Source organism: Kitasatospora sp. NPDC059973, assembly GCF_042737525.1.
Taxonomy (GTDB): Bacteria; Actinomycetota; Actinomycetes; order Streptomycetales; family Streptomycetaceae; genus Kitasatospora.
In genome coordinates this window covers 1-26,679 of the sequence record NZ_JBHWUI010000021.1, presented here as the reverse complement: position 1 = coordinate 26,679, position 26,679 = coordinate 1, and the positions used below count along the sequence as shown (strand labels likewise).

General features: G+C 75.0%; 21 protein-coding genes and 2 riboswitches. Of the genes, 14 read left to right on the top strand and 7 right to left on the bottom strand.

The genetic code is table 11. The features are described from left to right. Positions 1-18: 18 nt before the first annotated feature. Positions 19-115, bottom strand: a riboswitch (ZMP/ZTP riboswitch). A 295-nt stretch (positions 116-410) separates the two neighbouring features. From ACFWA9_RS08560 to ACFWA9_RS08535, 6 genes are all read left to right on the top strand, one after another. After that, positions 411-1,394 carry an ABC transporter permease gene (locus tag ACFWA9_RS08560; protein WP_352292464.1) on the top strand — a complete coding sequence of 328 codons (984 nt, stop codon included), beginning with the start codon at positions 411-413 and terminating at the stop codon, positions 1,392-1,394. 75 nt (positions 1,395-1,469) lie between these two features. Next, positions 1,470-3,224, top strand: a complete 1,755-nt coding sequence (locus ACFWA9_RS08555; RefSeq protein ID WP_380384628.1) for an ABC transporter substrate-binding protein — start codon at positions 1,470-1,472, stop codon at positions 3,222-3,224. A gap of 102 nt (positions 3,225-3,326) precedes the next feature. Further along, on the top strand, positions 3,327-4,319 hold the full coding sequence (locus ACFWA9_RS08550; protein WP_329490711.1) for an ABC transporter permease: 993 nt from the start codon (positions 3,327-3,329) through the stop codon (positions 4,317-4,319). 16 nt (positions 4,320-4,335) lie between these two features. Next, on the top strand, positions 4,336-5,997 hold the full coding sequence (locus ACFWA9_RS08545) for a dipeptide ABC transporter ATP-binding protein (RefSeq protein ID WP_380384625.1): 1,662 nt from the start codon (positions 4,336-4,338) through the stop codon (positions 5,995-5,997). 85 nt (positions 5,998-6,082) lie between these two features. Continuing rightward, positions 6,083-6,607, top strand: a complete 525-nt coding sequence (locus tag ACFWA9_RS08540) for a hypothetical protein (protein WP_352292472.1) — start codon at positions 6,083-6,085, stop codon at positions 6,605-6,607. A gap of 318 nt (positions 6,608-6,925) precedes the next feature. Continuing rightward, positions 6,926-7,999 (top strand): PhlD, encoded by a 1,074-nt coding sequence (locus tag ACFWA9_RS08535; protein WP_380384622.1) that lies wholly within the window; start codon positions 6,926-6,928, stop codon positions 7,997-7,999. A gap of 115 nt (positions 8,000-8,114) precedes the next feature. On the opposite strand, the gene ACFWA9_RS08530 is transcribed toward ACFWA9_RS08535, so the two are convergent. Beyond that, positions 8,115-8,690, bottom strand: coding sequence for a TetR/AcrR family transcriptional regulator (locus ACFWA9_RS08530; protein ID WP_380384619.1), 576 nt, complete (start codon positions 8,688-8,690; stop codon positions 8,115-8,117). Between the two features lie 106 nt (positions 8,691-8,796). On the opposite strand from ACFWA9_RS08530, the gene ACFWA9_RS08525 reads away from it, so the two are divergent. Next, a complete protein-coding gene (locus ACFWA9_RS08525; protein ID WP_352292478.1) occupies positions 8,797-9,399 on the top strand; it encodes a dihydrofolate reductase family protein in 603 nt (200 codons plus the stop codon). On the opposite strand, the gene ACFWA9_RS08520 is transcribed toward ACFWA9_RS08525, so the two are convergent. Then, positions 9,353-10,342, bottom strand: coding sequence for an EamA family transporter (locus tag ACFWA9_RS08520; RefSeq protein WP_380384616.1), 990 nt, complete (start codon positions 10,340-10,342; stop codon positions 9,353-9,355). The two genes, ACFWA9_RS08525 and ACFWA9_RS08520, sit on opposite strands and share 47 nt — an antisense overlap. Positions 10,343-10,510: 168 nt before the next feature. Here ACFWA9_RS08520 and ACFWA9_RS08515 point away from each other — a divergent pair, with 168 nt between their 5' ends. From ACFWA9_RS08515 to ACFWA9_RS08495, 5 genes are all read left to right on the top strand, one after another. After that, the gene (locus ACFWA9_RS08515; RefSeq protein WP_380384613.1) at positions 10,511-11,002 is read left to right on the top strand and encodes a gamma-glutamylcyclotransferase family protein; all 492 of its coding nucleotides are present in this window, start codon (positions 10,511-10,513) and stop codon (positions 11,000-11,002) included. A 249-nt stretch (positions 11,003-11,251) separates the two neighbouring features. After that, on the top strand, positions 11,252-12,490 hold the full coding sequence (gene cbiE, locus ACFWA9_RS08510; protein ID WP_380384610.1) for a precorrin-6y C5,15-methyltransferase (decarboxylating) subunit CbiE: 1,239 nt from the start codon (positions 11,252-11,254) through the stop codon (positions 12,488-12,490). Next, complete coding sequence (gene cobM, locus ACFWA9_RS08505) at positions 12,487-13,248, top strand: precorrin-4 C(11)-methyltransferase (RefSeq protein ID WP_380384607.1); 762 nt, start codon at positions 12,487-12,489, stop codon at positions 13,246-13,248. Before cbiE ends, cobM begins: the two co-directional genes overlap by 4 nt. Then, entirely contained in the window at positions 13,245-14,045 is an 801-nt protein-coding gene (locus ACFWA9_RS08500; protein ID WP_380384604.1) for a cobalt-precorrin-6A reductase, read from the top strand. The genes cobM and ACFWA9_RS08500 overlap by 4 nt, the downstream gene beginning before the upstream one ends. A gap of 40 nt (positions 14,046-14,085) precedes the next feature. Beyond that, entirely contained in the window at positions 14,086-14,589 is a 504-nt protein-coding gene (locus ACFWA9_RS08495; protein ID WP_352292491.1) for a DinB family protein, read from the top strand. Positions 14,590-14,692: 103 nt separating this feature from the next. Here the strand turns inward: ACFWA9_RS08495 and ACFWA9_RS08490 are convergent, their stop codons facing one another. The 5 genes from ACFWA9_RS08490 to ACFWA9_RS08470 all read right to left on the bottom strand — a co-directional run bounded on the left by ACFWA9_RS08490 (position 14,693) and on the right by ACFWA9_RS08470 (position 20,931). Beyond that, a complete protein-coding gene (locus ACFWA9_RS08490; protein ID WP_380384601.1) occupies positions 14,693-16,222 on the bottom strand; it encodes a UDP-N-acetylglucosamine 1-carboxyvinyltransferase in 1,530 nt (509 codons plus the stop codon). A gap of 142 nt (positions 16,223-16,364) precedes the next feature. Continuing rightward, positions 16,365-17,483, bottom strand: coding sequence for a cobalt-precorrin-5B (C(1))-methyltransferase (locus tag ACFWA9_RS08485; protein ID WP_380384599.1), 1,119 nt, complete (start codon positions 17,481-17,483; stop codon positions 16,365-16,367). 102 nt (positions 17,484-17,585) lie between these two features. Beyond that, positions 17,586-19,100: a precorrin-2 C(20)-methyltransferase gene (locus tag ACFWA9_RS08480; RefSeq protein ID WP_352292495.1), complete on the bottom strand. Its 1,515-nt coding sequence runs from the start codon at positions 19,098-19,100 to the stop codon at positions 17,586-17,588. After that, positions 19,097-19,723, bottom strand: coding sequence for a precorrin-8X methylmutase (locus ACFWA9_RS08475; RefSeq protein WP_359806975.1), 627 nt, complete (start codon positions 19,721-19,723; stop codon positions 19,097-19,099). Before ACFWA9_RS08475 ends, ACFWA9_RS08480 begins: the two co-directional genes overlap by 4 nt. Further along, positions 19,720-20,931 (bottom strand): hypothetical protein, encoded by a 1,212-nt coding sequence (locus ACFWA9_RS08470; RefSeq protein WP_380384595.1) that lies wholly within the window; start codon positions 20,929-20,931, stop codon positions 19,720-19,722. The genes ACFWA9_RS08475 and ACFWA9_RS08470 overlap by 4 nt, the downstream gene beginning before the upstream one ends. A gap of 144 nt (positions 20,932-21,075) precedes the next feature. After that, positions 21,076-21,146, top strand: a riboswitch (cobalamin riboswitch). Positions 21,147-21,307: 161 nt separating this feature from the next. On the opposite strand from ACFWA9_RS08470, the gene cobN reads away from it, so the two are divergent. Continuing rightward, on the top strand, positions 21,308-24,922 hold the full coding sequence (cobN, locus tag ACFWA9_RS08465) for a cobaltochelatase subunit CobN (protein WP_380384592.1): 3,615 nt from the start codon (positions 21,308-21,310) through the stop codon (positions 24,920-24,922). A 156-nt stretch (positions 24,923-25,078) separates the two neighbouring features. Then, positions 25,079-26,641 carry an apolipoprotein N-acyltransferase gene (gene lnt, locus ACFWA9_RS08460; RefSeq protein WP_380384589.1) on the top strand — a complete coding sequence of 521 codons (1,563 nt, stop codon included), beginning with the start codon at positions 25,079-25,081 and terminating at the stop codon, positions 26,639-26,641. Positions 26,642-26,679 lie beyond the last annotated feature (38 nt).

Here is a 26,679-nt window from a genome sequence, read left to right as displayed (position 1 = left end):
CGTGACGGGTGGACGAGTACGGACGGCCCAGGCGCTCGGCAACTTGGCGTGCGGGTGCACGGAGCCGCTTCCCGATGGTCGGTTCCATCCGTGCGCGCCAGTCGCGGCTCACCGGGATCGTACCAATGCCCCGGCCGCTGTGGCGGAGATCTCAGAATGCGGGACGGGCCGCCTCCTTTGCCCCGGTATGACCGTTCTTCTGCAACGGCAGTATTGCGGCGGAATGAAGCCGTCACAATTCCCGAAACATTGCACCCGAACTCCGCCGGGAATGATTTGCGGAAATCCGGCGGCGTCCGATCTGATGGCGTTCGGCAGGCCGCCGGGAAACCCCCGCAGGCCGGCCGTCACATGCACACCAGCGCACCCTCACCCACGGGGCGGCGGAGAATTCGGGGAGTACGCCTCTCATGGCAGTGGTCGAGACAGTCGCAGAGCCGTCCGCCGGGACGGCGCCCGCCGCCGCGCGGGCCCCGCAGGGCCTGCTGCGCCGGATCCGCCGCGACCGGGTCGCGGCCACCGCGCTCGCGGTCGTCGTGGTCTTCCTGCTGCTCGCGCTCGCCGCCCCGCTGATCGCCGCCCTCTACGGCAGGAACCCGGTCGAGCACTACGGCCAGAACACTCCCGGCCTGCTCAGCGACGGCGGACTGCCGATGGCGCCGAACGGCGGCATCTCGGCCGACTTCTGGTTCGGCCTGGAGCCCGGGCTCGGCCGCGACGTCCTCACCCAGCTGCTCTACGGCATCCGCACCTCACTGCTGATCGCCTTCGCCTCGGCCGCCGTCACCACCACGCTCGGGGTGCTGGCCGGCGTCGCGGTGGGCTACCTCGGCGGGATCACGGACCGGCTCTTCGGTTTCCTCTCCAATGTGCTGCTGGCCTTTCCGACCCTGCTCCTGCTGCTCGCGCTCAGCCCCGTCATCCAGTCCCGACTGGTCGACCCGGACACCGCCGAACCCGAGTGGATGCAGTTCCTGGTGCTGATCCTGGTCTTCTCCGCGTTCGGCTGGATTCCGCTCGCGCTTTCCCTCCGGGCCGCCGTCCGGTCACTTCGGGAAAGGGATTTCGTGCAGTCCGCCCGGGCGCTCGGGGCGAGCGGATTCCATATCGTGTTCCGCGAACTCCTGCCGAATGTCCGGGCGCAGCTCCTGGTGCACGCCACGATGGCGGTGCCGACGTTCGTCGCCTCCGAGGCGGTGCTGTCCTTCCTCGGCGTGGGCATCAACGAGCCCGTCCCGGACTGGGGCCGGATGATCGCGCGGGGCTCCGAGGTCTTCCAGGCCGACCCCACCTACATGTTCTTCCCCGGCGTGGCACTGCTGCTCTTCGTGCTCGCCTTCAACCTGCTCGGCGACGCCGTCCGGGACGCGCTCGACCCGCGCGCCGCGCGCTGAGCGCCGCCTTCCCCTCCTCCCTCCCCCTCCCTTTTCACCCGACCGCCCCGTCTCCGGGGCAAGGAGAGTTCCGCCATGCGCTGGATCAAACCATCCCTCGCCGTCGTCGCCACCGCGGTGCTGGCGACCTCCTGCTCGGCCGGCGCGGGCTCCACCCCGGGCACCGGGGCCGGGGCCACCGCCCGGGAGTCCTCGCCGCTGACCGCCGCGCTCGGCACCGAGAAGGAGAGCGCCGGCCCGGCCCCCGCCGTCCCCGGCGCCCGCGCGGGCGGCACCGTCAACGTCTACAACACCACCGACTTCCGCCACCTCGACCCGCAGAAGGTCTACGCCGGCGCCGCGTACAACACCTCGCTGCTCTGGGGCCGCCAGCTGACCCAGTACCAGGTGGTGGACGGCAAGGCCAGGCTGGTCGGCGACCTCGCCACCGACACCGGGACCCCGGCCGACGGCGGCCGCACCTGGACGTACCGGCTGAAGGAGGGCGTGGCCTGGGAGGACGGGCAGCCGATCACCTCCCAGCAGGTCAAGTACGGCATCGAGCGCTCCTTCGGCAAGGGCTACGAGGTCGGCCCGCCGTACTGGCCGCAGTGGCTCACCGGCGAGGCCAGCTACGACGACGCGCGCAAGAAGTACCCCGGCCCGCAGGACGGCGACCTCGCCGCGATCGAGACCCCGGACGACCGCACCCTCGTCCTGCACTTCCCGCAGCCGCAGGCCGACGTGCCGTACATGGCCGCGCAGTCCTCCTCCTCGCCGGTGCGCAGGGACAAGGACACCGGCACGGACTACGACCGGCTGCCGTTCGCCAGCGGCCCGTACCGGATCGCCGAGCACGTCCAGAACACCCGGCTGGTGCTGGAGCGCAATCCGCACTGGAAGGCGGAGACCGACCCGATCCGCTCGCAGTACCCGGAGCGGTTCGTCTTCACCTTCGGCAAGGAGGCGCTCAACATCAACCAGGAGATCCTCTCCGGCCGGGACGGCGGCGCCGACGCCACCACGGTGGCGACCCAGCTCTCCCCCGAGCTCTACCAGAACGTGGACACCGACCCGAAGGCCAAGGAGCTGGTGGTCTCCGGCCGCCAGGGCGCCTTCGTCACCCAGCTCGTGATCAACAACGAGCGGGTGCCGGACGTCGAGGTCCGCAAGGCCCTGCATCTGGCCTACCCGCGCCAGCAGGCCCGCCAGGTCCAGGGCGGCTCCCGGGTCGGCGAGCTGGCCACCACGCTCAGCTCCCCCGCCCTGGTCGACTGGCAGAAGTACGACCTGTACCCGGCGAAGCCGGAGGGCGACCCGGAGGCCGCCAAGCAGGCACTCGCCCGGGCCAAGCAGCCGCCGGCCGCGCTGACCTACGCCTACGCCTCCACGCCGAACGGGCAGCGGGTCGCCCAGGTGCTCGTGGAGGGCTTCGCCAAGGCCGGCATCACCATCGTGCCGAAGCCGGTCGACCCCAAGGCGCTGCTGGACGAGGCGCACCGCGCCGACTCCCCGTACGACCTGTTCGAGGAGACCAGCTCGGTCGACTGGCCGACCCCCTCCACGCTGGTCCCGTTCTCCTTCGACGGCCGGGCCAACGGCGACCTCAACTCCGCCCGCTACCGCAACGCCGAGGTGGACAAGGAGATCGACCGGATCAACCAGATCGGCGAGCCGCGCGCCAAGGCCAAGGAGCTGTACGCGCTGGAGCAGACGGTGATGAAGGACGTACCGGTGCTGCCCTTCGCCTACCCGGCCGTGAACCAGCTGCGCGGCAGCAACGTCGGCGGGGCGTTCGTCCACCCGATCTACGGCTCGGTCGGGCTGGCCTGGCTCTACCTCAAGTCCTGACCCCGCCCGGCCCGCGGGGTCGGGGCCGGGACCGCCCAGGCGGCCCCGGCCGCCCCCGCCGTCCCGTCCCCGACCCCGTCCCCCCTCGACCCCGGACCGGCCATGCTCTCCTTCGCCCTGCGGCGGACCCTCCAGGCCCTCGCCGTCCTGGTCGCGGTCTCCGCCGCCGCCTTCGCCCTCTTCTACGCCGCCCCCGCCGACCCGGCCCGCGCGGCCTGCGGCCCGCGCTGCGACTCCGGCCAGGTCGCGGCCGTCCGCCAGAGCATGGGCCTGGACCAGCCACTGCTCACCCAGTACACCGACTACCTCGCCGGAGTCGTGGCCGGGCGGGACATCGCGGACGTCGACGGCTCGGTCATCCACTGCGACGCACCCTGCCTCGGCTACTCCTACCGGCTCCACCAGCCCGTCACCGAGGCCCTGGTCGACCACCTGCCGGTGACCTTCTCGCTCACCGCCGGCGCGCTCGCCGTCCTGGTGCTGTTCGGGCTCGGCACCGGCTTCGTCTCCGCCCTGCGCCACGGGACCAGGACGGACCGGCTGCTCTCCGGCTTCACCCTGGTCGGCGCCAGCGTGCAGATCTACTTCCTCGGGTACGTCGCCCAGTGGGCGCTGGTCTACTCGACCGGCCTGCTGCCGCTGCCCTCCTACACCCCGCCGGCCGAGGACCCGGCCGCCTGGGCGGGCGGGATGCTGCTGCCCTGGCTCGTCCTCGGCTTCGTCAACTCGGCCGTCTTCGCCCGGCTCTCGCGCTCCCAGCTGCTGGAGACGATGAACGAGGAGTACGTCCGCACCGCGCGCGGCAAGGGCCTCGGCCGGGTGCGCACCCACCTCAAGTACACCTCGCGCGGCGCCGCCGGTCCGCTGGTGCAGCTGCTCGGGCTGGAGGCCGGCGCGCTGCTCGGCGGCGCGGTGATCACCGAGACGGTGTTCGGGCTGAACGGCGTGGGCACCTTCGCCGCCGAGGCCGTCTCCGGGCAGGACCTGCCGGCCGTGGTCGGCGCCGTCCTGCTCGCCGCCTGCTTCGTGGTGCTGTTCGTCGCCCTGGCCGACCTCGCGGTGGCCTGGCTCGATCCCCGCATCCGTCTCAGCTGACCCCTCTGGAGTACCGATGACCCCCTCCACCGAAGCGGTGCTGAGCGTCCGCGACCTCTCCGTCGCCTTCGCCGACCCGCGCGGCGGCGCTCCCGTGCACGCCGTCCGCGGCCTCTCCTTCGACCTCGCCCGGGGTGAAGTCCTCGGCCTGGTCGGCGAGTCCGGCTCCGGCAAGTCCGCGACCGGCCTGGCCGTGCTCGGCCTGCACGACCCGCGCACCACCACCGTCACCGGCTCGATCCGGCTCGCCGGCCGGGAGCTGGTCGGCGCCGGTGAGTCGGTGCTGCGCGAGGTGCGCGGCGGCCGGGTCGCCCTGGTCTTCCAGGACGCGCTCACCTCGCTCAGCCCGTTCCACGGCGTGGGTGCGCAGCTGGCCGAGATGTACCGGCTGCACCACCCGGGCGCCGGGCGTGCCGAGGCCCGGCGGCGGGCCGTCGCCATGCTGGACCGGGTCGGCATCCCGGCCGCCCGGGCCGGCGACCACCCGCACCGGTTCTCGGGCGGCATGCGTCAGCGGGTGATGATCGCCATGGCACTGATGAACGACCCCGACGTGCTGATCGCCGACGAGCCGACCACCGCGCTGGACGCCCGCGTCCAGCGGCAGGTCCTCGACCTGCTGGGCGAGTTGCAGCGCGAGCACGGCACCGCGGTGCTGCTGGTCAGCCACGACCTCGGCGTGGTGGCCGGGACGACCGACCGCACACTGGTGCTGCGCGACGGCCGGCAGGTCGAGTCCGCGCCGACCGCCGAGCTGCTGGCGGCGCCGCGACAGCCCTACACCCGGGCCCTGGTGGGCGCGGCGCTGACCGCGGACACCGTGCCGGGCACACCGCTGGCCACCGTCGACGAACCGTCGCCGTCCTTCACCTTCGCACCACGGGCGGGCGCCGCCCCCGACCACCCGCTGGTGGAGGTCGAGGAGCTCGCCGTGCACTTCCCCGGGCGGCGGCGCCCCACCGGCCGGCGCGGCGAACCCGTGCGCGCGGTGGAGGGCGTGAGCCTGCGGATCGCGCCCGGTGAGACGCTCGGGCTGGTCGGCGAGTCCGGCTCCGGAAAGTCCACCACCTCACGCGTGCTGGCCGGCCTGCAGCCGGTGACCGCCGGCCGGGTGCGCTACGACGGGATCGACGTCACCGCGCCCGACCGGGCGCTGCGCCGCCGGCTCGCCCGCGAGATCCAGCTGGTCTTCCAGGATCCGTACGCCTCGCTCAACCCGCGCCGCACCGTCGCCCAGACCCTGGACACGCCGCTGCGCCTGCACACCGCCCTCGGCCCCGCCGAACGGCGCGAGCGGTCCGCCGAGTTGCTGGAGCAGGTCGGGCTGGCGGCCGGCCACCTGGACCGCTATCCGCACGAGTTCTCCGGCGGCCAGCGCCAGCGGATCGGCATCGCCCGGGCACTCGCCCCCGAACCGCGCCTGATCATCGCCGACGAACCGGTCTCCGCGCTGGACGTCTCGGTCCGCGCCCAGGTGCTCAACCTGCTGATGGAGCTGCGCGAACGCCTGGGCGTCGCCTTCCTCTTCGTCTCGCACGACCTCGCCGTGGTACGGCACTTCTGCGACCGCGTCGCGGTGATGCACGGCGGCCGGCTGGTCGAATCGGCCGACCGCGACCGGCTGTTCGCCGCCCCGCACACCGACTACACCCGGGAGCTGCTCGCCGCCGCGCACTGAGGGTGTGTCGGCGGCCGCCTGACGGCACGATCCGCATACGATCGGCTACCGGCAGCGACCCCCGTCACCCCGGAAGGGGTTCCCGATGACCCTCGTCAGCCAATCCGCCACCCTGCTCCAGCTGTTGGGCCGGCTCCACCCCGAGGCCCTGGACGGCATCCGCCCGCACCTGCCCGTCCTCGGGCCCACCCGGCACGTCCACCTGGCCGCGCACGGCGGCGGGCAGGCCGGGCTCAACCCCCAGCCGCTGCCGCCCGGCGCCACCGAGCTGCGGCTGGCCGTCGCCGGGACGGTCAACGCGGTGGCCAACGCGGCCATCACCGCCCGGCTGTCCGGCGGCGACCCGGGCGGCATCCTCACCGAGGTGGGGGACGACTGGTGCCCGACCCCGCCGGACCGGCGGCTGCCGTGGCCGCGGCACTGGCCGCTCCCCTGGCCGCCCGGCGAGCCGTACCCGATCGACCCGGGCTACGCCACGCCGGCCGTCCAGGCCCAGGCGGCGCTCGCCTTCCAGGCCTACGCGACCGGGATCGCGGACGAGGAACTGGGCGCCGCCTTCGGCGAACTGGCGGAGCGGCTCTGCGAGGCCGCGCTGGGGAACGCCGGCTGAGCCGGCCCGGTGCACGGGGCCCCCGACCGTCCCGTGCACCGAGACCCGCCCCACGACAGCGACTCTGCGTAGTCGCGGCGGTGCTCCGCCCGGGGCCGTACCGTGCGCACCCACGGTCACCCGACCCCCATCAGGCCCACCATCCGGCGGAAGTCCCGGAGCGGGACAGGTAGCGTGGGGACGTCAGTATCCGGTGGGGGGATCCCGCGAGTGTCACGGTGCGTCACAGCGTGTCGACGCGCTCCGTACGGCCACCGCACGGGTGCCGACTGCCGCACCCGCCCGGGTGCGGTACGGACGCTCCGAGGACGCCGCGACATGCCTACCCCGACCACCGCGTACGTCGGCCGACCGGCCGTGGTCGCGGGCCCCCACCTCGTCCGGGCCGAACGGATACGCGACGACATCCTCGCCCGCAATCCCGGCTACTCGCCCCGGCAGGCCCAGACGGTACGGATGGCCCTGAGCAACCTGCCCGGCACCCGCCGGTACTTCCAGCCGTACGAGGTCGTCACCTCGCCCGACCGCACCGCCGCCGAGCGCAAGACCACCACCATGGCCGACCTGCTGGCCGCCGCCGAGAGCGCCGCCCGCGAGGCGCTGGCCAACGCGGGGGCGGGCACCGGGGACGTCGACTGCGTCGTCGTCAGCAGCGCCACCGGTGACGGGGTGCCGGGGCTGGACATCCTGCTCCAGCAGCGGCTCGGGCTCCGCCCGGACATCAGCCGCCGGCCGATGACGCAGCTGGCCTGCGCGGGCGGCGCGCACGTCCTGATCGCGGCCCAGGAGTACCTGGCCGGAAACCCGGGCGGCGTCGTCCTGGTGGTCGCGGGCGAGTCGCTCTCCTCGCTCTACCAGGACAGCCGGACGTCGATCGAGGACCAGATCTACAAGGGGCTCTGGGGGGACCTCGTCGGCGCGGCCGTCGTCACGAGCGAGCGGCGCACGCCCGGGCTGCGCCTCGGCCACCGCTTCGAGTACACCGTGCCGGGGTCCACCGACCGGTACCGCAAGCTGACCGACGACCGCGGCGACCACTTCGCCTCCACCCGGGCCTCGCTCCGCTCGGTCACCGACCTGGGGCCGGCCCTGCTCGACTGGCTGGACCGGCACGACGCCCGGGAGCTCGACTTCGGTGTGCTGCACCCGGGCGGCCCCGCGATCCTCGACCGGCTCGGCACTTTGCTCGGCGTGGACGAGGACTTCCTCCGGCACTCCAAGGCGGTGCTCGCCGAGGAGGGCAACCTGGGCGGGGCGACGGTCTTCTCCGTCCTGGCCCGGACCCACCGGACGCCCCCGGCCGCCGGTGGGCGCGGCCTGGTCTTCGGCCTCGGGCCGGGGGTCGCCCTCAGCGCCCTGCTCGTCACCTGGGCCGACGGCCCCGCCGACTGAGCGGGCGGCGGAGGGGCGCCGCCGCCACCCCCCTTGGCGTCGCCAGGAGGTCGCCAGCAGGTCGCCAGGAGTGCGAGCCGCGGCGGGACGCCGAGCCGCGGCCCGCCCGCTCCCGCTAGGCGCTCGGCACGATCCGCTCGACCATCGTCCCGACCAGCGCGGCGAGGCCGTCGACGCCCAGCACCTCGGGGAGGGTGAGGTGTTCGACCAGCAGGCCGGTCATCGCGAGGTAGAGGACGACGACCGTCTCCCGGTCGCCGGGGAGGCCCTCGCCCACGTGGTAGGCGATGTTCGCCTCCAACTGCTCGCGGATCGTCCCGGTGAGCTCGGCGCGCAGGTCCGGCCGACGGGTGGCCTCCAGCCGCAGTTCGAGCAGCGCCAGGTACCCGGCCCGCTCGGCGGTGATCCGGCCCAGCAGGTCGTGCATCAGGGCGGTGACCAGGGCGCGGTCGCGCGGGGCCCGCAGCAGCTCGGCGATGACGGCCGGGTCCGGGATGAGCCGGTGGTGGATGTGACGGGCGGTCTGGTGGAGCAGGTCGTCGCGGTTGGCGAAGTAGTTGGACGCGGTGCCGGCGGGGACGCCCGCCTGTACGTCGACCGCGCGAAAGGTGAGTCCCCGGGCGCCCTCGCGGGCGAGGACGTCGATCGCGGCGTCGGTGAGGGCGGTACGGCGAGCGGGGTTCTGGACCACGGCCCTGATCCTCCTTCAGAAACATCTGGACAACCACTACAGACTGAGTACTATAGCCGGAGTGGTTGAGGGCGCAGGGCTTTCGACCGGGTCTCCAAGGACGTGAATGCGCAAGCTCACCTACTACGTCGCCGCCACCCTCGACGGTTACATCGCCGCCCCGGACGGCGACTTCGGGTTCTTCGACCCCTACATCCCCGGGGCCCTCCCCTTCCTGACCGGCGAGATGGGCGACGCACTGCCCACCCCCGCCCGGGCCGCGTTCGGCCTGGCGGACGCGCCCAACGAGCGCTTCGACACCGTCCTGATGGGCCGCGCCAGCTACGAGCCGGGCCTGGCCGCGGGCCTCTCCAGCCCCTACGCCCACCTGCGCCAGATCGTGGTCTCCCGCTCGCTCACCAGCAGCCCGGACCCGGCCGTCGAGGTCACCGCGGAGGAGCCGCTCGACCTGGTGCGCCGGCTGAAGCAGGAGGAGGGCCTCGGCATCTACCTCTGCGGCGGCGGCGACCTCGCCGGTCAACTGCTGCCCGAGATCGACGAGTTGATCGTCAAGCTCAACCCCGTCGCGGTCGGCTCCGGCATCCCGCTCTTCCGGGCCGGGTTCTCGCCGAACGCCTTCACCCTGGTCGACACCCGGGTGCTGGCCAACGGCGTGCTCGTCCTCACCTACGCGAAGGCGTCCGGGGTGCCCGCGCCGGCAGCCGGCTGACGCTGACCACCAGACAGACGCCGACCACCACGATCGCCCCACCCACCAGGGTGGGGCCGGTCAGCGGTTCGGCCAGCACCAGCGAGCCGAGCAGCACGGCCACCACCGGGTTCACGTAGGCGTACGTGGCGACCAGGGTCAGCGGCGCGGACTGCAGCAGCCAGGCGTAGGCGGTGAAGCCGACCAGCGAACCGACCACCACCAGGTAGCCGAGCGCCAGCCAGGACCGGGTGGAGAAGGCGCCGACGTCCAGCCCGTGCTGCTCCCCGCGGGCCAGTCCGATCACCACGTTGCCCAGCCCGCCCACGATCATCTGGTACGCGCTCCCCGCGAAGACGTTGCCCGGCATCGGGATCCGCTTGGCGGCGAACGAGCCGGCCGCCCAGGTCAGCGTGGCGCAGATGACCGCGATCACGCCGGCCGGTGCGATGTCCCCGCCGATCGCGGGCGCGGAGAGCACCGCGAGCCCGGCCAGCCCGAGCAGCACCCCGGACAGCTCCACGGGCTTGGGCCGGTCACCGGTGGCCGCCGTGAGCAGCACCATCCAGAGCGGGACGGCCGCCACCAGCAGCGCCGTCAACCCCGACGGGATGGAGTTCTCGCCGAGCACCACCAGCCCGTTGCCGCCGGTCAGCAGCAACAGGCCGACCAGCGCGGAGGAGCCGAACTGCCGCTGGTCCAGCCGGAGCCCGGCCCGCCCCTCGCGGAACAGCACGAAGCCGCCCAGCACCAGCCCGGCGACGAGGAAGCGCGCCCCGGCGGAGAGGAAGGAGGGCATCGTCTCCAGGGCGATCCGGATCGCCAGGTACGTCGAGCCCCACACCACGTACACCACGGCGAGCGCCAGCCAGACCGCCTTCCCCAGGCCGGCCGGACCGGGGACGGCGTCGGCGGGTCCGCCGGCCGGGGCCTTGGCGAGCGTGCGTGAGACGGGTGCTGTCATGGGTGTCCCCCTAGGACGGTACTGGCGGTCAACCGCCATGACAGCGCATCACCGCACCCGCGCGCCAGTGGGTATCACCAGACGGTCGCCGCCGCCCCGGGGGCGCGCGCGGCGCGGGCGCTACGGTGGGCGCTCCCCCGGCCGGGGGAGCACGCACCGGGAGGCCCCTTGTCCGACGCACCGACAACCGACGGGCCGACAGCCGACGCACCGACGGCCGGCCCGCCGGGCGCCCGGCCAAGCGCCCTGCCGTTCTTCGTCTACGGCACGCTCCGCACCGGCGGCCGCAACCACGCCGTGCACCTCGCCGGGCGCTGCGCGGACATCCGGCCGGCCGTACTGGAGGGTGCCGCGCTGCACGACGGCCCGGGGTTCCCGTACGCGGTGCCGGACGGCACACCGGGTCGGCGGATCCTCGGCGAGCTGATCACCGTGCGCCCCGGCGGGTACGCCGCCGCGCTCGCCGCGCTCGACCGGCTGGAGGACTGCCGGGCCGACGGCACCGGCGAGTACGTGCGCGAGCGGCTGGCCGTCCGGACGGCGGCCGGGTCCACCGAGGACGCCTGGGTCTACCTGGCCGGCCCCGCCGTCGCCGCCCGTCTGCGGGCCCACCCGGCGCTGATCCCCTCCGGGGACTGGACCCGCCGCACCGAACGCTGAACGGGGCAGGCCGGGCACCGGACCGGATCGCACGCGGGGGGCGCTGAACTGCCCCCGGACGACGCTGACCGCGGCCACCGGGGCGTGCACCCTGACCGGGTGGTGGCCGCGTACCGCCAGGTAGGCTGCCCCGGCCACGCCTTCGTCGGCCGAGCGGCGCCGACCGGCAGGCCGACCGACCGGCCGGCTGTGGCACACAGACCGCAGACCCGCAGACCCGCACGACACTGACCGAATGAGGAGCCCCCGGTGCCCGAGCTGCCACCGCCGATCACCGTCGTCGGGATCGGCGCCGACGGCTGGCCCGGCCTCGCCACCACCTCCCGGGCGGCGCTGCGGACGGCCGAGGTGGTGATCGGCGGCCCGCGCCAGCTGGCCCTGCTCCCCGCCGCCGAGGTGGCCGCCGAACGGGTGCCGTGGCCGTCCCCGCTGCGCCCGGCCGTCCCCGGGCTGCTCGCCGAGCACGCCGCCCGTCGGGTGGCCGTGCTGGCCAGCGGCGACCCGATGTTCTTCGGCATCGGCCGCACCCTCGCCGAGACCGTCGGCGCCGAACGGCTGCGCGTCCTGCCGCACCCCTCCTCCGTCTCCTACGCCTGCGCCCGGCTCGGCTGGCCGCTGGAGGGCACCGAGGTGGTCAGCCTGGTCGGCCGCCCCCTGGACACCCTGGCGCTCGCCCTGCACGCCGGCCGCCGGCTGCTCGTCCTCGGCGCCGACGCCCGGACGCCCGCCGCCGTCGCCGCGCTGCTCACCGCACGCGGCTTCGGCACCGCCCGGCTGCACGTGCTGGAACAGCTCGGCTCCCCCGGCGAGCGGCGGCTGGACGGCCCGGCCGACGGCTGGCCGCACCCCGCGGGCGACCCGCTGAACGTCATCGCCGTCGAGCTGGCGGACGGCCCCCGGACCTCACTGGTGCCCGGCCTGCCCGACAGCGCCTACGAGAGCGACGGCCAGCTGACCAAGCGGCACGTGCGCGCCGCCACCCTGGCCACCCTCGCGCCCGCCCCCGGCGAGCTGCTCTGGGACGTCGGCGGCGGCTCCGGCTCGATCGCGATCGAGTGGCTGCGCGCCCACCGGGACAACCGGGCGGTGACCGTCGAGCGGAGCCCCGTCCGGGCCGAGCGGATCGGCCGCAACGCCGCCGCGCTGGGCGTGCCCCGGCTGCGGGTGGTCACCGGCGCGGCGCCGGACGCGCTCGCCGGGCTGCCCGCCCCGGACGCCGTGTTCATCGGCGGCGGCCTCACCGCGCCCGGCCTGCTGGACGCCTGCTGGGCGGCGCTGCCGCCGGGCGGCCGGCTGGTCGCCAACACCGTGACGCTGGAGTCCGAGGCCCTGCTGACCAGCTGGTACCGGCGGCACGGCGGCGAGCTGCTGCGCCTCGCCGTGGCGCACGCCGTGCCCGTGGGCGGCTTCACCGGCTGGCGGCAGGCGATGCCGGTCACCCAGTGGTCCGCCGTCAAACCTTCGACCGATCCAGGAGCGAGCTCGTGACCGTCTACTTCATCGGGGCCGGCCCGGGCGCCGCCGACCTGATCACCCTGCGCGGTGCGCGCATCCTGGCCCGCGCCGAGGTCTGCCTGTACGCCGGCAGCCTGGTGCCGCGCGAGCTGCTGGACGAGTGCCCGGCCGGTGCCCGGCTGGTCGACACGGCCCAGCTCGACCTGGACCGGATCGTCGCCGAGCTGGTCGCCGCCCACGAGGCCGGGCAGGACGTGGCCCGGCTGCACTCCGGCGACCCGTCCGTGTTCAGCGCCGTCGCCGAGCAGATGCGCCGGCTCGACGCGGCCGGCGTGCCCTACGAGATCGTGCCCGGCGTGCCCGCCTTCGCCGCTGCGGCGGCCGCACTCAAGCGGGAACTGACGGTGCCGACCGTCGGCCAGACCGTCATCCTCACCCGGATCGCCAAGCGGGCCACCCCGATGCCCGAGGGCGAGGACCTCGCCACGCTCGGCCGCAGCGGCGCGCTGCTGGTGCTGCACCTCGCCGCCGGGTACATCGACGACGTGGTCGAGCAGGTGCTGCCGCACTACGGCGCCGACTGCCCGGTCGCCGTCGTGGCGATGGCGAGCCGCCCGGACGAGCTGGTGCTGCGCGGCACCGTCGCCGGCATCGCCGAGCAGGTGAAGGCGGCGGGCGTGGTGCGCACCGCCGTCATCCTGATCGGCCGCACGCTGACCGCCGAGCAGTTCCGGGACAGCCACCTCTACTCGGCGGACCGCGAGCGCCCGCACGAGCCCTGCGGCGCGTGAGGGCCCACCTGCTCGTCCTCGGCGGCACGACCGAGGCGCGGGCCCTCGCCGCCGCCCTGGCCTCCGACCCGGCGCCGGAAGGCCCCGGGCCGGGGCTCACTCGGCCGGGGACCACCGGGCCGAGGGTCACCAGCTCGCTCGCCGGGCGGGTCGCCGCACCGCGGCTGCCCGCGGGCGAGGTCCGGATCGGCGGCTTCGGCGGACCGGACGGGCTCGCCGCCTGGCTGCGCGCGGAGCGGGTGGACGCGGTGGTCGACGCCACCCACCCGTTCGCGGCCGTCATGTCGCGCAACGCCGCGCTGGCCGCCGCGGCCACCGGCGTCCCGCTGCTGGCGCTGCGCCGGCCCGGCTGGTCGCCGGTGGACGGCGACCGCTGGCATCCGGTGGAGTCGCTGGACGCCGCCGCCGCCGTGCTGCCCGGGCTGGGCCGGCGGGTCTTCCTCACCACCGGCCGCCAGGGCATCGGCGCCTTCGCCCACCTCGACGGCCTGCGCTTCCTGGCCCGCTCGGTCGACCCGCCCGAGCCGCCGGTGCCCGCCGCCCTCGACGTGCTGCTCGACCGCGGCCCGTTCACCCTGGACGGCGAGCGGGCGCTGCTGCGCGAGCACCGGATCGACGTCGTGGTCACCAAGGACAGCGGCGGCGCCGCCACCGCCCCCAAGCTCACCGCGGCGCGCGAACTCGGCCTGCCGGTGGTGGTCGTGGAGCGGCCGGCGCCGCCGGCCGGGGTGCCGGTCGCCGCATCGGTGCCGGCCGCCCTGGACTGGCTCGCGGCGCGCGGTCTCGCTCCCCGGTAAACCGGGCGACGGCCGGCGGCGGCCCTGCCAGGATGGGCCGATGAGAGCCGAAGAGCGCACCCGGACCGAACAGACCGCCGACGAACGCGCCACCCTGGTCAGCTTCCTGGACTTCCAGCGGGACACGCTGGCGATGAAATGCGCCGGGCTGAGCACCGAGCAGCTCCGCGCGCGCGTCCTGCGGCCGTCCGCGCTCTCGCTGCTCGGCCTGGTCCGCCACCTCGCCGAGGTGGAGCGCGGCTGGTTCCGCAACACCTTCGCCGACGAGGCCAGGCCCGGCTTCTGGAAGCACCCCGACGGCAGCTTCGCCGAGTTCGACGTCGACACGGCCGACCCGGCGGAGGCCTTCGCCGTCTGGCGCGGCGAGTGCGACCACGCCCGGGAACTGGTCGCCGCCGCCGAGTCGTTGGACTCCCTCGGACACCACGGCGAGGAGGCCTTCTCGCTCCGCTGGATCCTCACCCACATGATCGAGGAGTACGCCCGCCACAACGGCCACGCCGACCTGCTGCGCGAGCACCTGGACGGCGCGACCGGCGAGTAGCCGGGCCACGAGCAGCGACGGAGACCCGATGCGGACCCACGGGCCGGAGGTCGCCGGCCTGCTGGCCGGCCTCGACGGGTGAGGCCGGCCGGCGAGCGGTCCGTCAGATGTCGCGGAAGGTCTCGATCTGGGCGCCGATCGAGTTGAGGCGCTCGGCGAGGTCCTCGTAGCCGCGGTTGATGACGTACACGTTGCGCAGCACCGAGGTGCCCTTCGCGGCGAGCATCGCGAGCAGGATGACCACGGCCGGGCGCAGCGCCGGCGGGCAGACCATCTCGGCGGCGCGCCAGCGGGTCGGGCCCTGGACGAGCACCCGGTGCGGGTCGAGCAGCTTGATGTCCGCGCCGAGCCGGGTGAGTTCGGTCAGGTAGATGGCGCGGTTGTCGTACACCCAGTCGTGGATCATCGTGGTGCCGTTGGCGGCCGCGGCGATCGCGGCGAAGAACGGCACGTTGTCGATGTTGATGCCGGGGAACGGCATCGGGTGGATGGTGTCGACCGGCGCGGTCAGCTTGGAGGGGCGCACGGTGAGGTCGACCAGCCGGGTGTAGCCGTTGTGGGCCCGGTACTCGGGGGTCCGGTCGTAGTCGAGGCCCATCCCCTCCAGCACCGCGAGCTCGATCTCCAGGAACTCGATCGGCACCCGGCGGATCGTCAGCTCGGAGGAGGTGACCACCGCGGCGGCGAGCAGGCTCATCGCCTCCACCGGGTCCTCGGCCGGGGTGTAGTCGACGTCGCGGGTGATCTCGGGGACGCCGTGCACGGTGAGGGTGGTGGTGCCGATGCCCTCGATCTTCACGCCCAGCCGCTCCAGGAAGAAGCAGAGGTCCTGGACCATGTAGTTGGGGGAGGCGTTGCGGATGACGCTGATGCCGTCGTGCCGGGCGGCGGCGAGCAGGGCGTTCTCGGTGACGGTGTCGCCGCGCTCGGTCAGCACGATCGGCCGGTCCATCGGCGCGCCGGGCTGGACGGAGGCGTGGTAGGCGCCGGAGGTGGTGGCGACCTCCAGGCCGAAGCGGCGCAGCGCGGTCAGGTGCGGCTGGACGGTGCGGGTGCCGAGGTCGCAGCCGCCCGCGTACGGGATGGCGAAGCGGTCGGCGCGGTGCATCAGCGGGCCGAGGAACATCAGCACGCTGCGGGTGCGGCGGGCGGCCTCGACGTCCATCGCCGCGAGGTCGAGCTCGGCGGGCGGGGTGAGTTCGAGGTCGCGGCCCTCGTTGGTCCAGCGGCTCTTGACGCCGATGCTGGTGAGCACTTCGAGGATCCGGTACACCTCCTCGATCCGGGCGACCTGGCGGATCGTGGTGCGGCCGGTGGTCAGCAGCGAGGCGCAGAGGATCGCGACGCAGGCGTTCTTGCTGCTGCGGACGTCGATCGCGCCGGAGAGCTGGGTGCCGCCGGCGACCCGCAGGTGCATGGGGCCGGCGTAGCCGAGGGAGACGATCTCGCTGTCGAGGGCTTCGCCGATGCGGGCGATCATCTCAAGGCTGACGTTCTGCTTGCCCTGTTCGATGCGGTTGACCGCGCTCTGGCTGGTGCCGAGGGCCTCGCCGAGCTGGGCCTGGGACCAACCACGGTGCTGACGCGCGGTGCGGATGAGGGTGCCGATGCGGGTGAGATAGTCGCCTGTCACTCGCCAGACCATATCTCATGCTTGAGATAGCAACAGGGTCAGGGGCAGGCAATGCGTCACCTTTGTCCATTTCTGCTCCGGATTGACGAGGCATCGGCACACCACCGCCACACTCCTGTTACGGATCCGGCGCCCCGCGACCTCACGGGCCGAGCGGCTCCGCCCGGCCCACGATCGTGCCGGCCCGGTCGATGCAGATGACGTCCACCGCGACCGGCGAGCCGACCAGCACCCCGAGCGCGGTGGCCCGGGCCGCCTCGGCGACGAGATCACCGAGCGGAACGCCGGCCGTGCGGCAGAGCTGGATCGCCTCCAGGGCCGTGTTGGCGGCCGCGACCGCCGCGACCAGCTCGGGCCCGGCGCCGCCGGTTCGGGCCAGGCCCGCGAGGTAGCCCTGGTCGACCTGGGAGCGGGCCGAGTGCAGGTCCAGGTGACCGGCGGCCAGCTTGGAGAGCTTGGCGAAGCCGCCCGCGACCGTCAGCCGCGGTACCGGGTGGCGCTTCAGGTACTTGAGCACCGCCCCGGCGAAGTCGCCCATGTCGAGCAGCGCGTCCTCGGGCAGGCCGTGCACGGTGGCGGCCACCTTCTCCGAGGTCGAACCGGTGCAGCCCGCGACATGGGCGCGCCCGGCGGCCCGGGCCACGTCCACCCCGCGCCGGATGGAGTCGATCCAGGCGGAGCAGGAGTAGGGGACGACGATCCCGGTCGTGCCGAGGATCGAGAGCCCGCCGAGGATGCCCAGGCGCGGGTTCCAGGTGGAGCGGGCGATCTCCTCGCCGTGGTCCACCGAGACCTCCACCACGACGTCCCCGCCGCCGCCGAACTCGGCCGCCACCTCGGCGACCGCGTCCCGGATCATCTGCCGGGGCACCGGGTTGACGGCCGGCTCGCCGACGGCCAGCGGCAGTCCGGCCTTGGTGACCGTCCCGACGCCGGGACCGGCCCGGAACACCACCCCGCTGCCCGGCTCCCCCGCCCACACCGTCGAGCGGATCAGCGCACCGTGCGTCACGTCCGGATCGTCCCCGGCGTCCTTCACCACCGCGGCCATCGCCCGGTCGGCCGCCCGCTCCTCCGCCGCCAGCGCGAAGCCGGGCCGCTGGCCCTTCGGCAGGGTGATCACCACCGGATCCGGGAAGGCCCCGGTCAGCAGCGCCTGGTAGGCCGCCTTGGTCGCCGCCGTCGCACAGGCGCCCGTCGTCCACCCGGGCCGCAGCCCGCTGCTCCTCAGCTGCCCGGCCCGTCCACCGACCTCCGCCACGCCGCCCGCTCCTCACCTCGCGCGGACCATTGAACCGGCCCGCCGGCCTCCGTCGTCCCCGGCCGCCCTCCTCCCCGCCGCGGGCGGGGAGGAGGGCGGGGCTCACACCTCCGGGTAGCGGCGGGGCGTCCAGACCACCTGGGTGCCGTTGCCGCGCCGGACGGCCCGGGTCTGGGAGGAGCCGATCAGCAGGATGGTGCGCATGTCGACCTCGGCGGGGTCGAGGTCGCCGAGGCGGACGGTGCGCACGCGCTCGGTCGGGCCGCCGACATCGCGGGCCATCACCACCGGCGTCCCGGGGTCGCGGTACTCCAGCAGCAGGTCCCGGGTCAGGCCGACCTGGGTGGTGCGGGACTGCGAACCGGGGTTGTACAGGGCCAGCACCAGGTCGGCCTCGGCCGCCGCGCGCAGCCGCTTGGCGACCACCTCCCAGGGCTTGAGGCGGTCGGAGAGCGAGACCACCGCGTAGTCGTGGCCGAGCGGGGCGCCGGCCCGGGAGGCGGCGGCGTGGGCGGCCGTCATCCCCGGCACGATCCGGACCGGGACGTCGCCGTAGGCCTCCTCGCAGGCGACCTCCAGGACGGCGGTGGCCATCGCGAAGACGCCCGGGTCGCCGGAGGAGACCACCGCGACGTGGTGCCCGCGCCGGGCGAGGTCCAGCGCGAACTCGGCCCGCTCGGACTCCACCTTGTTGTCGGAGCCGTGGCGCTGCTGGCCGGGGCGCTCGGGCACCCGGTCCAGGTAGGTGGTGTAGCCGACCAGGTCGGTGGCGGCGGCGAGGGCGCCGCGCGCCTCGGGGGTGAGCCAGAGCGGGCCGGCCGGGCCGGTGCCGATGACCGTCACGCTGCCGGGGCCCGCGGCCGGCGGGGCCGGCCGCTCCAAGGGCGCGACCTTGCTGGGCAGCACGGCGACCGAGAAGTAGGGGACGCTCTCGGGGTCGACGTCGGCCAGCGGGCCGGTGCGCTCGCCCGCCATGAAGGCCCGCTCGACGTACTGGGCGTCGGCCAGCCGGCCGGCCCGCTCCAGGGCGCGGCGGACGGCGGGGAAGGTGCGGCCCAGCTTCATGATGACGGCGGAGTCGGCGGAGGCGATCCGCGCGGTCAGCTCCTCCTCGGGCAGCGTGCCCGGGATGACGGTGAGCGTCTCCTCCGCCTCGGTGAGCGGCACCCCGAGCCGGGCGGCGGCGGCGCTGACCGAGGTCACGCCGGGGACCACCTCGGTGGGGTAGCGGTGCGCGAGGCGCTTGTGCATGTGCTGGTAGGAGCCGTAGAAGAGCGGGTCCCCCTCGGCGAGCACCACCACGCTGCGGCCGGCGTCGAGGTGGGCGGCCAGCCGGTCGGCGGCCTCCTGGTAGAAGTCGTCCAGCGCACCCCGGTAGCCGCCCGGGTGGTCGGTGGTCTCGACGGTGAGCGGGTAGACCAGCTTCTCCTCGATCTGACCGCCCGTCAGATAGCGCTCGGCGATGGACCGGGCGATGGACCGGCCGTGCCGGGCGCTGTGGTACGCCACCACGTCGGCCTTGCCGATGAGTTCGGCGGCGCGGACGGTGACCAGCGAAGGGTCCCCCGGGCCGAGCCCGACCCCGTACAGCCGGCCGGTCTGCTGAGCGTCCGTCACTCTTCCTCACTCGCAATCGCGTTGATGGCCGCCGCGGCCATGGCACTGCCGCCCCGCCGGCCGCGCACCACCAGGTGCTCCAGGCCGGACGGGTGCGCCGCCAGGGCCTCCTTGGACTCGGCGGCGCCGATGAAGCCCACCGGGACGCCGATCACCGCGGCCGGGCGCGGCGCGCCCGCCTCGATCAGCTCCAGCAGCCGGAACAGCGAGGTCGGCGCGTTGCCGACGGCCACCACCGCGCCCTCCAGCCGGGGCAGCCACAGCTCCATCGCGGCGGCGCTGCGGGTGTTGCCCATCCGCCGGGCCAGCTCGGGCACCGACGGGTCGGTCAGGGTGCAGATGACCTCGTTGTCGGCGGGCAGCCGCTTGCGGGTGACACCGCTGGCGACCATGTTCACGTCGCAGAGGATCGGCGCCCCGGCGCGCAGCGCGGCACGGGCGGAGGCGACCGCGCCCGGCGAGTACACCAGGTCCTCGACCAGGTCGGTCATGCCGCAGGCATGGATCATCCGCACCGCGACCTGGGCCACGTCGGCGGGCAGGGCGGCGAGGTCGGCCTCGGCCCGGATGGTGGCAAAGGACTGGCGGTAGATGGACGCGCCGTCCTTCTCGTACTCGATCACTTCGTGGTCCTCCTGGCCTCGGCGACCGCCTCGGCCGTCTCCTCGTTCGTCACGTCCACGGCCGCCCCGGCGGCTGCCGGACCGTTCACCGTCACCCGGTAGCCCTGCCCGGTGGCGAGCACGTCCACCCACCGCCCGGCCGGGTGGCCGCAGCGCCGTTCACAGCCCGACCAGTGCACGGGCAGGCCCCCCGTCCCGGCCGCCTCCAGGGCGCGCGCGGCGTCGGCCCGGACGTCGGCCCGGGACGACCCGCAACCGGGCAGCCCGGTACAGGCGGTGGCCCGCTCCCAGGCGGCTCCGGGCGCGGTCCGGAAGCCGGCCGCCGCCAGGCCGGCGAGCCGCCCGGGGGCGGCGGCGGGCAGCACCGCACCGCGCCACGGGGTGAGCCGCAGCTCCCCCTCGGCGGCGTCGACCAGCGCCCGCCACTGCGCGCCGGAGGCGGAGCCGAACCGCAGGGCGACCGAGAGGCCGCCGGGCACCGCGCCGAGCGGCGGCGGCGTACCGGCGAACGCCGGCAGCTTCACCGAACCCGGCGGCACCAGGTCGGGTACGTCCCGCAGGTGCCAGGCCTCGCGGCCGGTGGCGCGCAGCACGGCCACGAAGTCCCGGGCGACCGCCAGCGCCGTGTCGACGGCCCGCTCGGCGGGGACGGGCCGGGCGGTGTCCGCGCGGGCGAGGCGCAGCAGCGCGCTGCCGTCCGGGCCTGCGATCAACGTCACATCGGCGTTCAGGGCGGCCACGTCGCCGCGTCCGTCGTCCAGGGCGAACAGGAACTTGCCGGAGAGCGCGGCCGCCCAGGGGCTCGCGCACAGCTTCGCGTCCAGTTCGCGCGCCCAGGCCCGGACGTCGGCGAAGCCGCCGGCCGGGCCCGGCGAGGCGACGATGTTGCGGACCCTCTCATGGGTGTCGGAGGGCAGCAGCCCGACCGCCCGCAGCCGCCCGCCGAGTTCGGCGCCGCACTCCGAAGCCAGGCCCCGCAGCTGGACGTTGCCGCGCGAGGTGATCTCCAGGTGGCCGTCGCCCAGCGACTCGGCGGCCCCGGCCAGGGCCAGCGCCTGATCCTCCGTCAGCAGTCCGCCGGGCAGCCGGACCCGGGCCAGGGCGCCGTCGGCCGCGGTGTGCAGACGAAGCGCCCCCGGGCAGGCGTCCTCGCGGCCCCGGCCGGACACGGCGGGGTGCGGCGCGGTCGCGTCGGGTGTGGGTGGCATGGCCGCGAGCATACAGATGATCCGATCGCTTGCCGCTGTCCCGCGGGTCACACTCCCGGCCGCTCTCCCCCTGGTCAGCCGCACCCCGTACGATGCTGCCGGGCGGCCCCGCGGGGCCGCCCGCACGCCAGCGACGGCGCAGGGGAGGAAGCCGGTGCAAACCCGGTGCGGTCCCGCCACTGTGACCACGGTTCAACCGTGGGAGCCAGGAACTCCTGCCGTCCTCCACCGGCCCGGGGCGCGGACCCCGAGGAAGGCTTGACGCCATGCGCCGCCGCATGCCCGCGACCCCGCCGTCGCACGTGCCTCCACGGGCGACCCCGTCGTCGCCCGTGACCTTGCCCTTGCCCGCCATCGAGGCCGGGAGGGCCTTCGCATGATCCTGCTGCTGTCGACGTCAGACACCGACCTGCTCAGTGCCCGGGCCGCCGAGGGCCCCGTCCCGTACCGCCTCGGCAACCCGGCCCGGCTCTCGCCCGAAGAGCTGCCCGCCCTGCTGGAGGGCGTCGAACTGGTCGTGGTGCGCCTGCTCGGCGGCCGCCGCGCCTGGCAGGAGGGCCTGGACGCGCTGCTGGCCGGCCCCCGCCCGGTGATCGTGCTCACCGGCGAGCAGGCGCCGGACGCCCAGCTGATGGAGCTGTCGACCGTCCCGGCCGGCATCGCGGCCGAGGCGCACGCCTACCTCGCCCACGGCGGCGCCGCCAACCTGGCCGAGCTGGGCGCCTTCCTCTCCGACACGGTGCTGCTCACCGGCCACGGCTTCGCCCCGCCCGCCTCCGCCCCCGCCTGGGGACCGCTGGAGCGCGAGGCCCGGACGACCGAGGGCCCGATCGTCGCGGTGCTCTACTACCGCGCCCACCACATGAGCGGGAACACCGCCTTCGTCGACACCCTCTGCCGGGCGATCGAGGACCAGGGCGCGCGCGCCAGGGCGTACTACTGCGCCTCGCTGCGCGGCGCCGAGCCGGCGCTGCTGGCCGCGCTGGGCGAGGCCGACGCGCTGGTCACCACCGTGCTGGCGGCCGGCGGCACCCGCCCGGCCGACGCGCAGGCCGGCGGCGACGAGGAGGCCTGGGACGCCGGCGCGCTGGCCGCGCTGGACCGCCCGATCCTCCAGGCGCTCTGCCTCACCTGGTCGCGCGCGCAGTGGGAGGCCAGCGACGACGGCCTCTCCCCGCTGGACACCGCCACCCAGATCGCCGTCCCGGAGTTCGACGGCCGGCTGATCAGCGTCCCGTTCTCCTTCAAGGAGCTGGACGAGGACGGCCTCACCGTCTACGCGGCCGACCCCGAGCGCGCCGCCCGGGTCGCCGGCACCGCCGTCCGGCACGCCCGGCTGCGGCACATCCCGGCCGCCGAGCGGCGGCTGGCGCTGGTGCTGTCCGCGTACCCGACCAAGCACGCCAGGGTCGGCAACGCCGTCGGCCTGGACACCCCGGCCAGCGCGATGCGCCTGCTGGCGCGGCTGCGCGCGGAGGGCATGGACCTCGGCTCGGACCTGCCGGGGCTGGACACCGTCCCCGAGAACATGCACGAGGGCGACGCGCTGATCCACGCGCTGATCGCGGCCGGCGGCTACGACCAGGACTGGCTCACCGAGGACCAGCTGGCCCGCAACCCGGTGCGCATCCCGGCCGCCGACTACCGCCGCTGGTACGCGACCCTCCCCGAGGCCCTGCGCACCCGCGTCGAGGAGCACTGGGGCCCGGCCCCCGGCGAGCTCTACGTCGACCGCTCGCAGAACCCGGACGGCGACATCGTGCTGGCCGCGGTCCGCTCCGGCAACCTGCTGGTGCTGATCCAGCCGCCGCGCGGCTTCGGCGAGAACCCGGTCGCGATCTACCACGACCCCGACCTCCCGCCCTCGCACCACTACCTGGCCGCGTACCGCTGGATCGCGGCCGCGCGGCAGGACGGCGGGTTCGGCGCCGACGCCGTGATCCACCTCGGCAAGCACGGCAACCTGGAGTGGCTGCCCGGCAAGACCGCCGCGCTCTCCGCCGAGTGCGGACCGGACGCCGTCCTCGGCGACCTCCCGCTGATCTACCCGTTCCTGGTCAACGACCCGGGCGAGGGCACCCAGGCCAAGCGCCGCGCCCACGCCACCCTGGTCGACCACCTCGTCCCGCCGATGGCCCGCGCCGACTCCTACGGCGACATCGCGCGGCTGGAGCAGCTGCTCGACGAGCACTCCAACATCGCCGCGATGGACCCGGCCAAGCTGCCCGCGATCCGGGCCCAGATCTGGACGCTGATCCAGGCCGCCAAGCTCGACCACGACCTCGGCCTGGACGAGCGCCCCGAGGACGACGGCTTCGACGACTTCCTGCTGCACGTCGACGGCTGGCTCTGCGAGATCAAGGACGCCCAGATCCGGGACGGCCTGCACGTCCTCGGCCAGGCGCCGGCCGGCACCGACCGGGTCAACATCGTGCTCGCCATCCTGCGCGCCCGGCAGATCTGGGGCGGCGTCAGCGCCCTGCCCGGCCTGCGCGAGGCGCTCGGCCTGGACGAGGCCGCGCTGACGCTGGGCGCCACCGACGCGGCCGAGGCCCAGGCGCGCGCGCTGGTCGAGGCGATGGAGGCCGAGGACTGGGCGCCGGAGGCCGTCGAGAAGGTCGCCGCCGGACTGCCGGCCGCCGTCGCCGACGTGCTCGCCTTCGCCGCCACCCAGGTGGTGCCGCGCCTGGCGGCCACCACCGACGAGCTCGACGCCGTGCTGCACGCGCTCGGTGGCGGCTTCGTCCCGGCCGGGCCCTCGGGCTCGCCGCTGCGCGGCCTGGTCAACGTGCTGCCGACCGGCCGCAACTTCTACTCGGTCGACCCGAAGGCCGTGCCCAGCAAGCTCGCCTGGGAGACCGGCCAGGCGCTGGCGGCCTCCCTCGTCGAGCGCTACCGGGCCGACAACGACGGCGCCTGCCCGCCCTCGGTCGGGCTCTCGCTCTGGGGCACCAGCGCGATGCGCACCGCCGGCGACGACATCGCCGAGGCCTTCGCGCTGCTGGGCGTGCGCCCGGTCTGGGACGACGCCTCGCGCCGGGTCACCGGCCTGGAGGCGATCTCCCTGGAGGAGCTGGGCCGCCCGCGGATCGACGTCACCCTGCGCATCTCCGGCTTCTTCCGGGACGCCTTCCCGCACGTGGTCGCCCTGCTGGACGACGCGGTGCGCCTGGCCGCCGCCCAGGAGGAGGACGCCGCGGACAATTACGTCCGCGCCCACGTCCAGGCCGACCTCGCCGTGCACGGCGACGAGCGCAAGGCCACCGTCCGCGTCTTCGGCTCCCGCCCGGGCACCTACGGCGCCGGTCTGCTCCAGCTGATCGACAGCCGCGACTGGCGCACCGACGCCGACCTCGCCGAGGTGTACACGGTCTGGGGCGGCTACGCGTACGGTCGCGGCCTGGACGGGCGGCCGGCCCGCGAGGAGATGGAGACGGCGTACAAGCGGATCACCGTCGCCGCGAAGAACACCGACACCCGCGAGCACGACATCGCCGACTCGGACGACTACTTCCAGTACCACGGCGGCATGGTGGCCACCGTGCGGGCGCTCACCGGCAAGGCCCCGACCGCCTACATCGGCGACTCGACCCGCCCGGAGACCGTCCGCACCCGCACCCTGACCGAGGAGGCGGCCCGGGTGTTCCGCGCCCGGGTCGTCAACCCGCGGTGGATGGAGGCGATGCGCCGCCACGGCTACAAGGGCGCCTTCGAGATGGCGGCCACCGTCGACTACCTCTTCGGCTACGACGCCACCACCGGCGTGGTCGCCGACTGGATGTACGAGAAGCTGACCCAGGAGTACGTCCTCGACCCGGTGAACCGCGAGTTCCTGGCCGACGCCAACCCCTGGGCGCTGCACGGCATCAGCGAGCGCCTGCTGGAGGCGGCCGAGCGCGGTCTCTGGGAGCAGCCCGACCCGGAGCTGATCGAGCAGCTCCAGGCCGCCTTCCTGGAGACCGAGGGCGACCTGGAGGGCGACGAGGGCTGACGGGAGCCGACGAGGGCCGGCGAGGCCTGACGAGGCCTGACGGGCGCTCGGAAGTCCCGGGCCGGTTCTTCCCGGGGCCTGTCCTGCCAGGGTCCTTCACCCATTCGGGTGACAGGACCCTGGCAGTGATCGCCGCTGAAGCGGACAATACGGGGCATGTCCCGCCGCCTCACGCTGCCCCGGCCCGCCCTCCGGGCGCCCACCCCTCCGGACCGTGCCGTCCGGGCCCACCGTTACCGCGAGCGGGGGGCCGCCCTGGCCGCCGGGGCGTTGCCGGTGTTCGCCTTCCCGGCCCCCGGGCTGGCCGCGCTCGCCTGGGTCGCCCTGGTGCCCGGCCTGCTGCTGATGCAGCGGGCGCCGAGCGCCCGGGAGGCCGCCGTCCGGGGCTGGTGGTTCGGCGCGGGGTTCATCCTCACCGGGATGTACTGGCTGATCCCCTCCATCGGCCCGGCGCTGCCGCTGCTCGCGGTGGTCTTCGGCGTGCTCCAGGCCGGGGTCGGCCTCGCCGTCCACCGGCTGCTGCACCCGCCGCTGACCGCCCGGCGCGCGCTGCTCGCCCTGGCCGTCGTCCCCGCGGTCTGGCTGACCACCGAGTACGCCCGCTCGTGGCACGCCCTCGGCGGCCCGTGGGCGCTGCTCGGCGCCACCCAGTGGCGGCACCCGGCCGTCCTGGCGCTGGCCTCGGCCGGCGGGATCTGGCTGGTCAGCGCGGCCGTGGTGGCCGTGAACACCGGTGTGCTGATCGTGCTGACCGCCACCGGGTGGCGGCCGCGCGCCCTGGCGGCGCTGGCCACCGTACTGGTGCTGGCGGCCGGCCCGCTGCTGTTCGCGCTGCGCGCCGCGCCCGCCGGCGCCGGGGCGGTCACCGTGGCCCTGGTCCAGCCCGGCATCGTCGAGGACCCGCAGGCCCGGTTCGAGGCGAGTGCCGCCGCCACCGCCGCCCTGGGCGGGCGGCCGGTCGACCTGATCGTCTGGGGCGAGAGCAGCACCACCGCCGACCTGGAGCGCGACCCGGCCGCCGCGGCCCGGCTGAGCCGGCTCTCCGCCGTCACCGGCGCCGAGATCCTGGCCGGGGAGGACGCCCGCAAGGCCGACGGGCGGATCTCCAAGGACGCGGTGCTGGTCTCCCCCGCCGGGACGGTCGACCGCTACCGCAAGATCCGGCTGGTGCCGTTCGGCGAGTACATCCCGCTGCGCCCGCTGCTGGGCTGGATCGCCGGCGTCAGCCGGGCGGCGGGCGAGAACCGGGCCCCGGGGAACGCGTTCCACGTCCTCCCCGCCACCGACCGCACGGGGGCGCCGCTGCCGGTCGGGGCGCTGATCTGCTTCGAGTCGGCCTTCCCCGACATGTCCCGGACGGCCGCCCGGGACGGCGCCCGGGTGCTGGTCTACCAGTCCTCGACCTCGACCTTCCAGGACACCTGGGCGCCCGAGCAGCACGTCTCGCTGGCCGCCATCCGCGCCGCCGAGACCGGCCGGCCGGCCGTCCAGGCCTCGCTCACCGGGGTCTCGGCCGCCTTCGACGCGCAGGGCCGCGAGCTGGCCCGGTTCGGGACGGACCGCACCGGCGCGCTGACGGTGCGGCTGCCGCTCACCGCGCCGTCGACGCTGACCTGGTACGACCGGATCGGTGACGTGGTGCCGGCCGCCGCCCTGCTGGTGACGGCCGGGGCGGTGCTGGCCGCCGGGCGCGGCCGGGTGCGCCGGGCGGCGCGGTAGCGGGGGCGGCGCTGACGCTGGGCGGCGCGGGGCGGGGC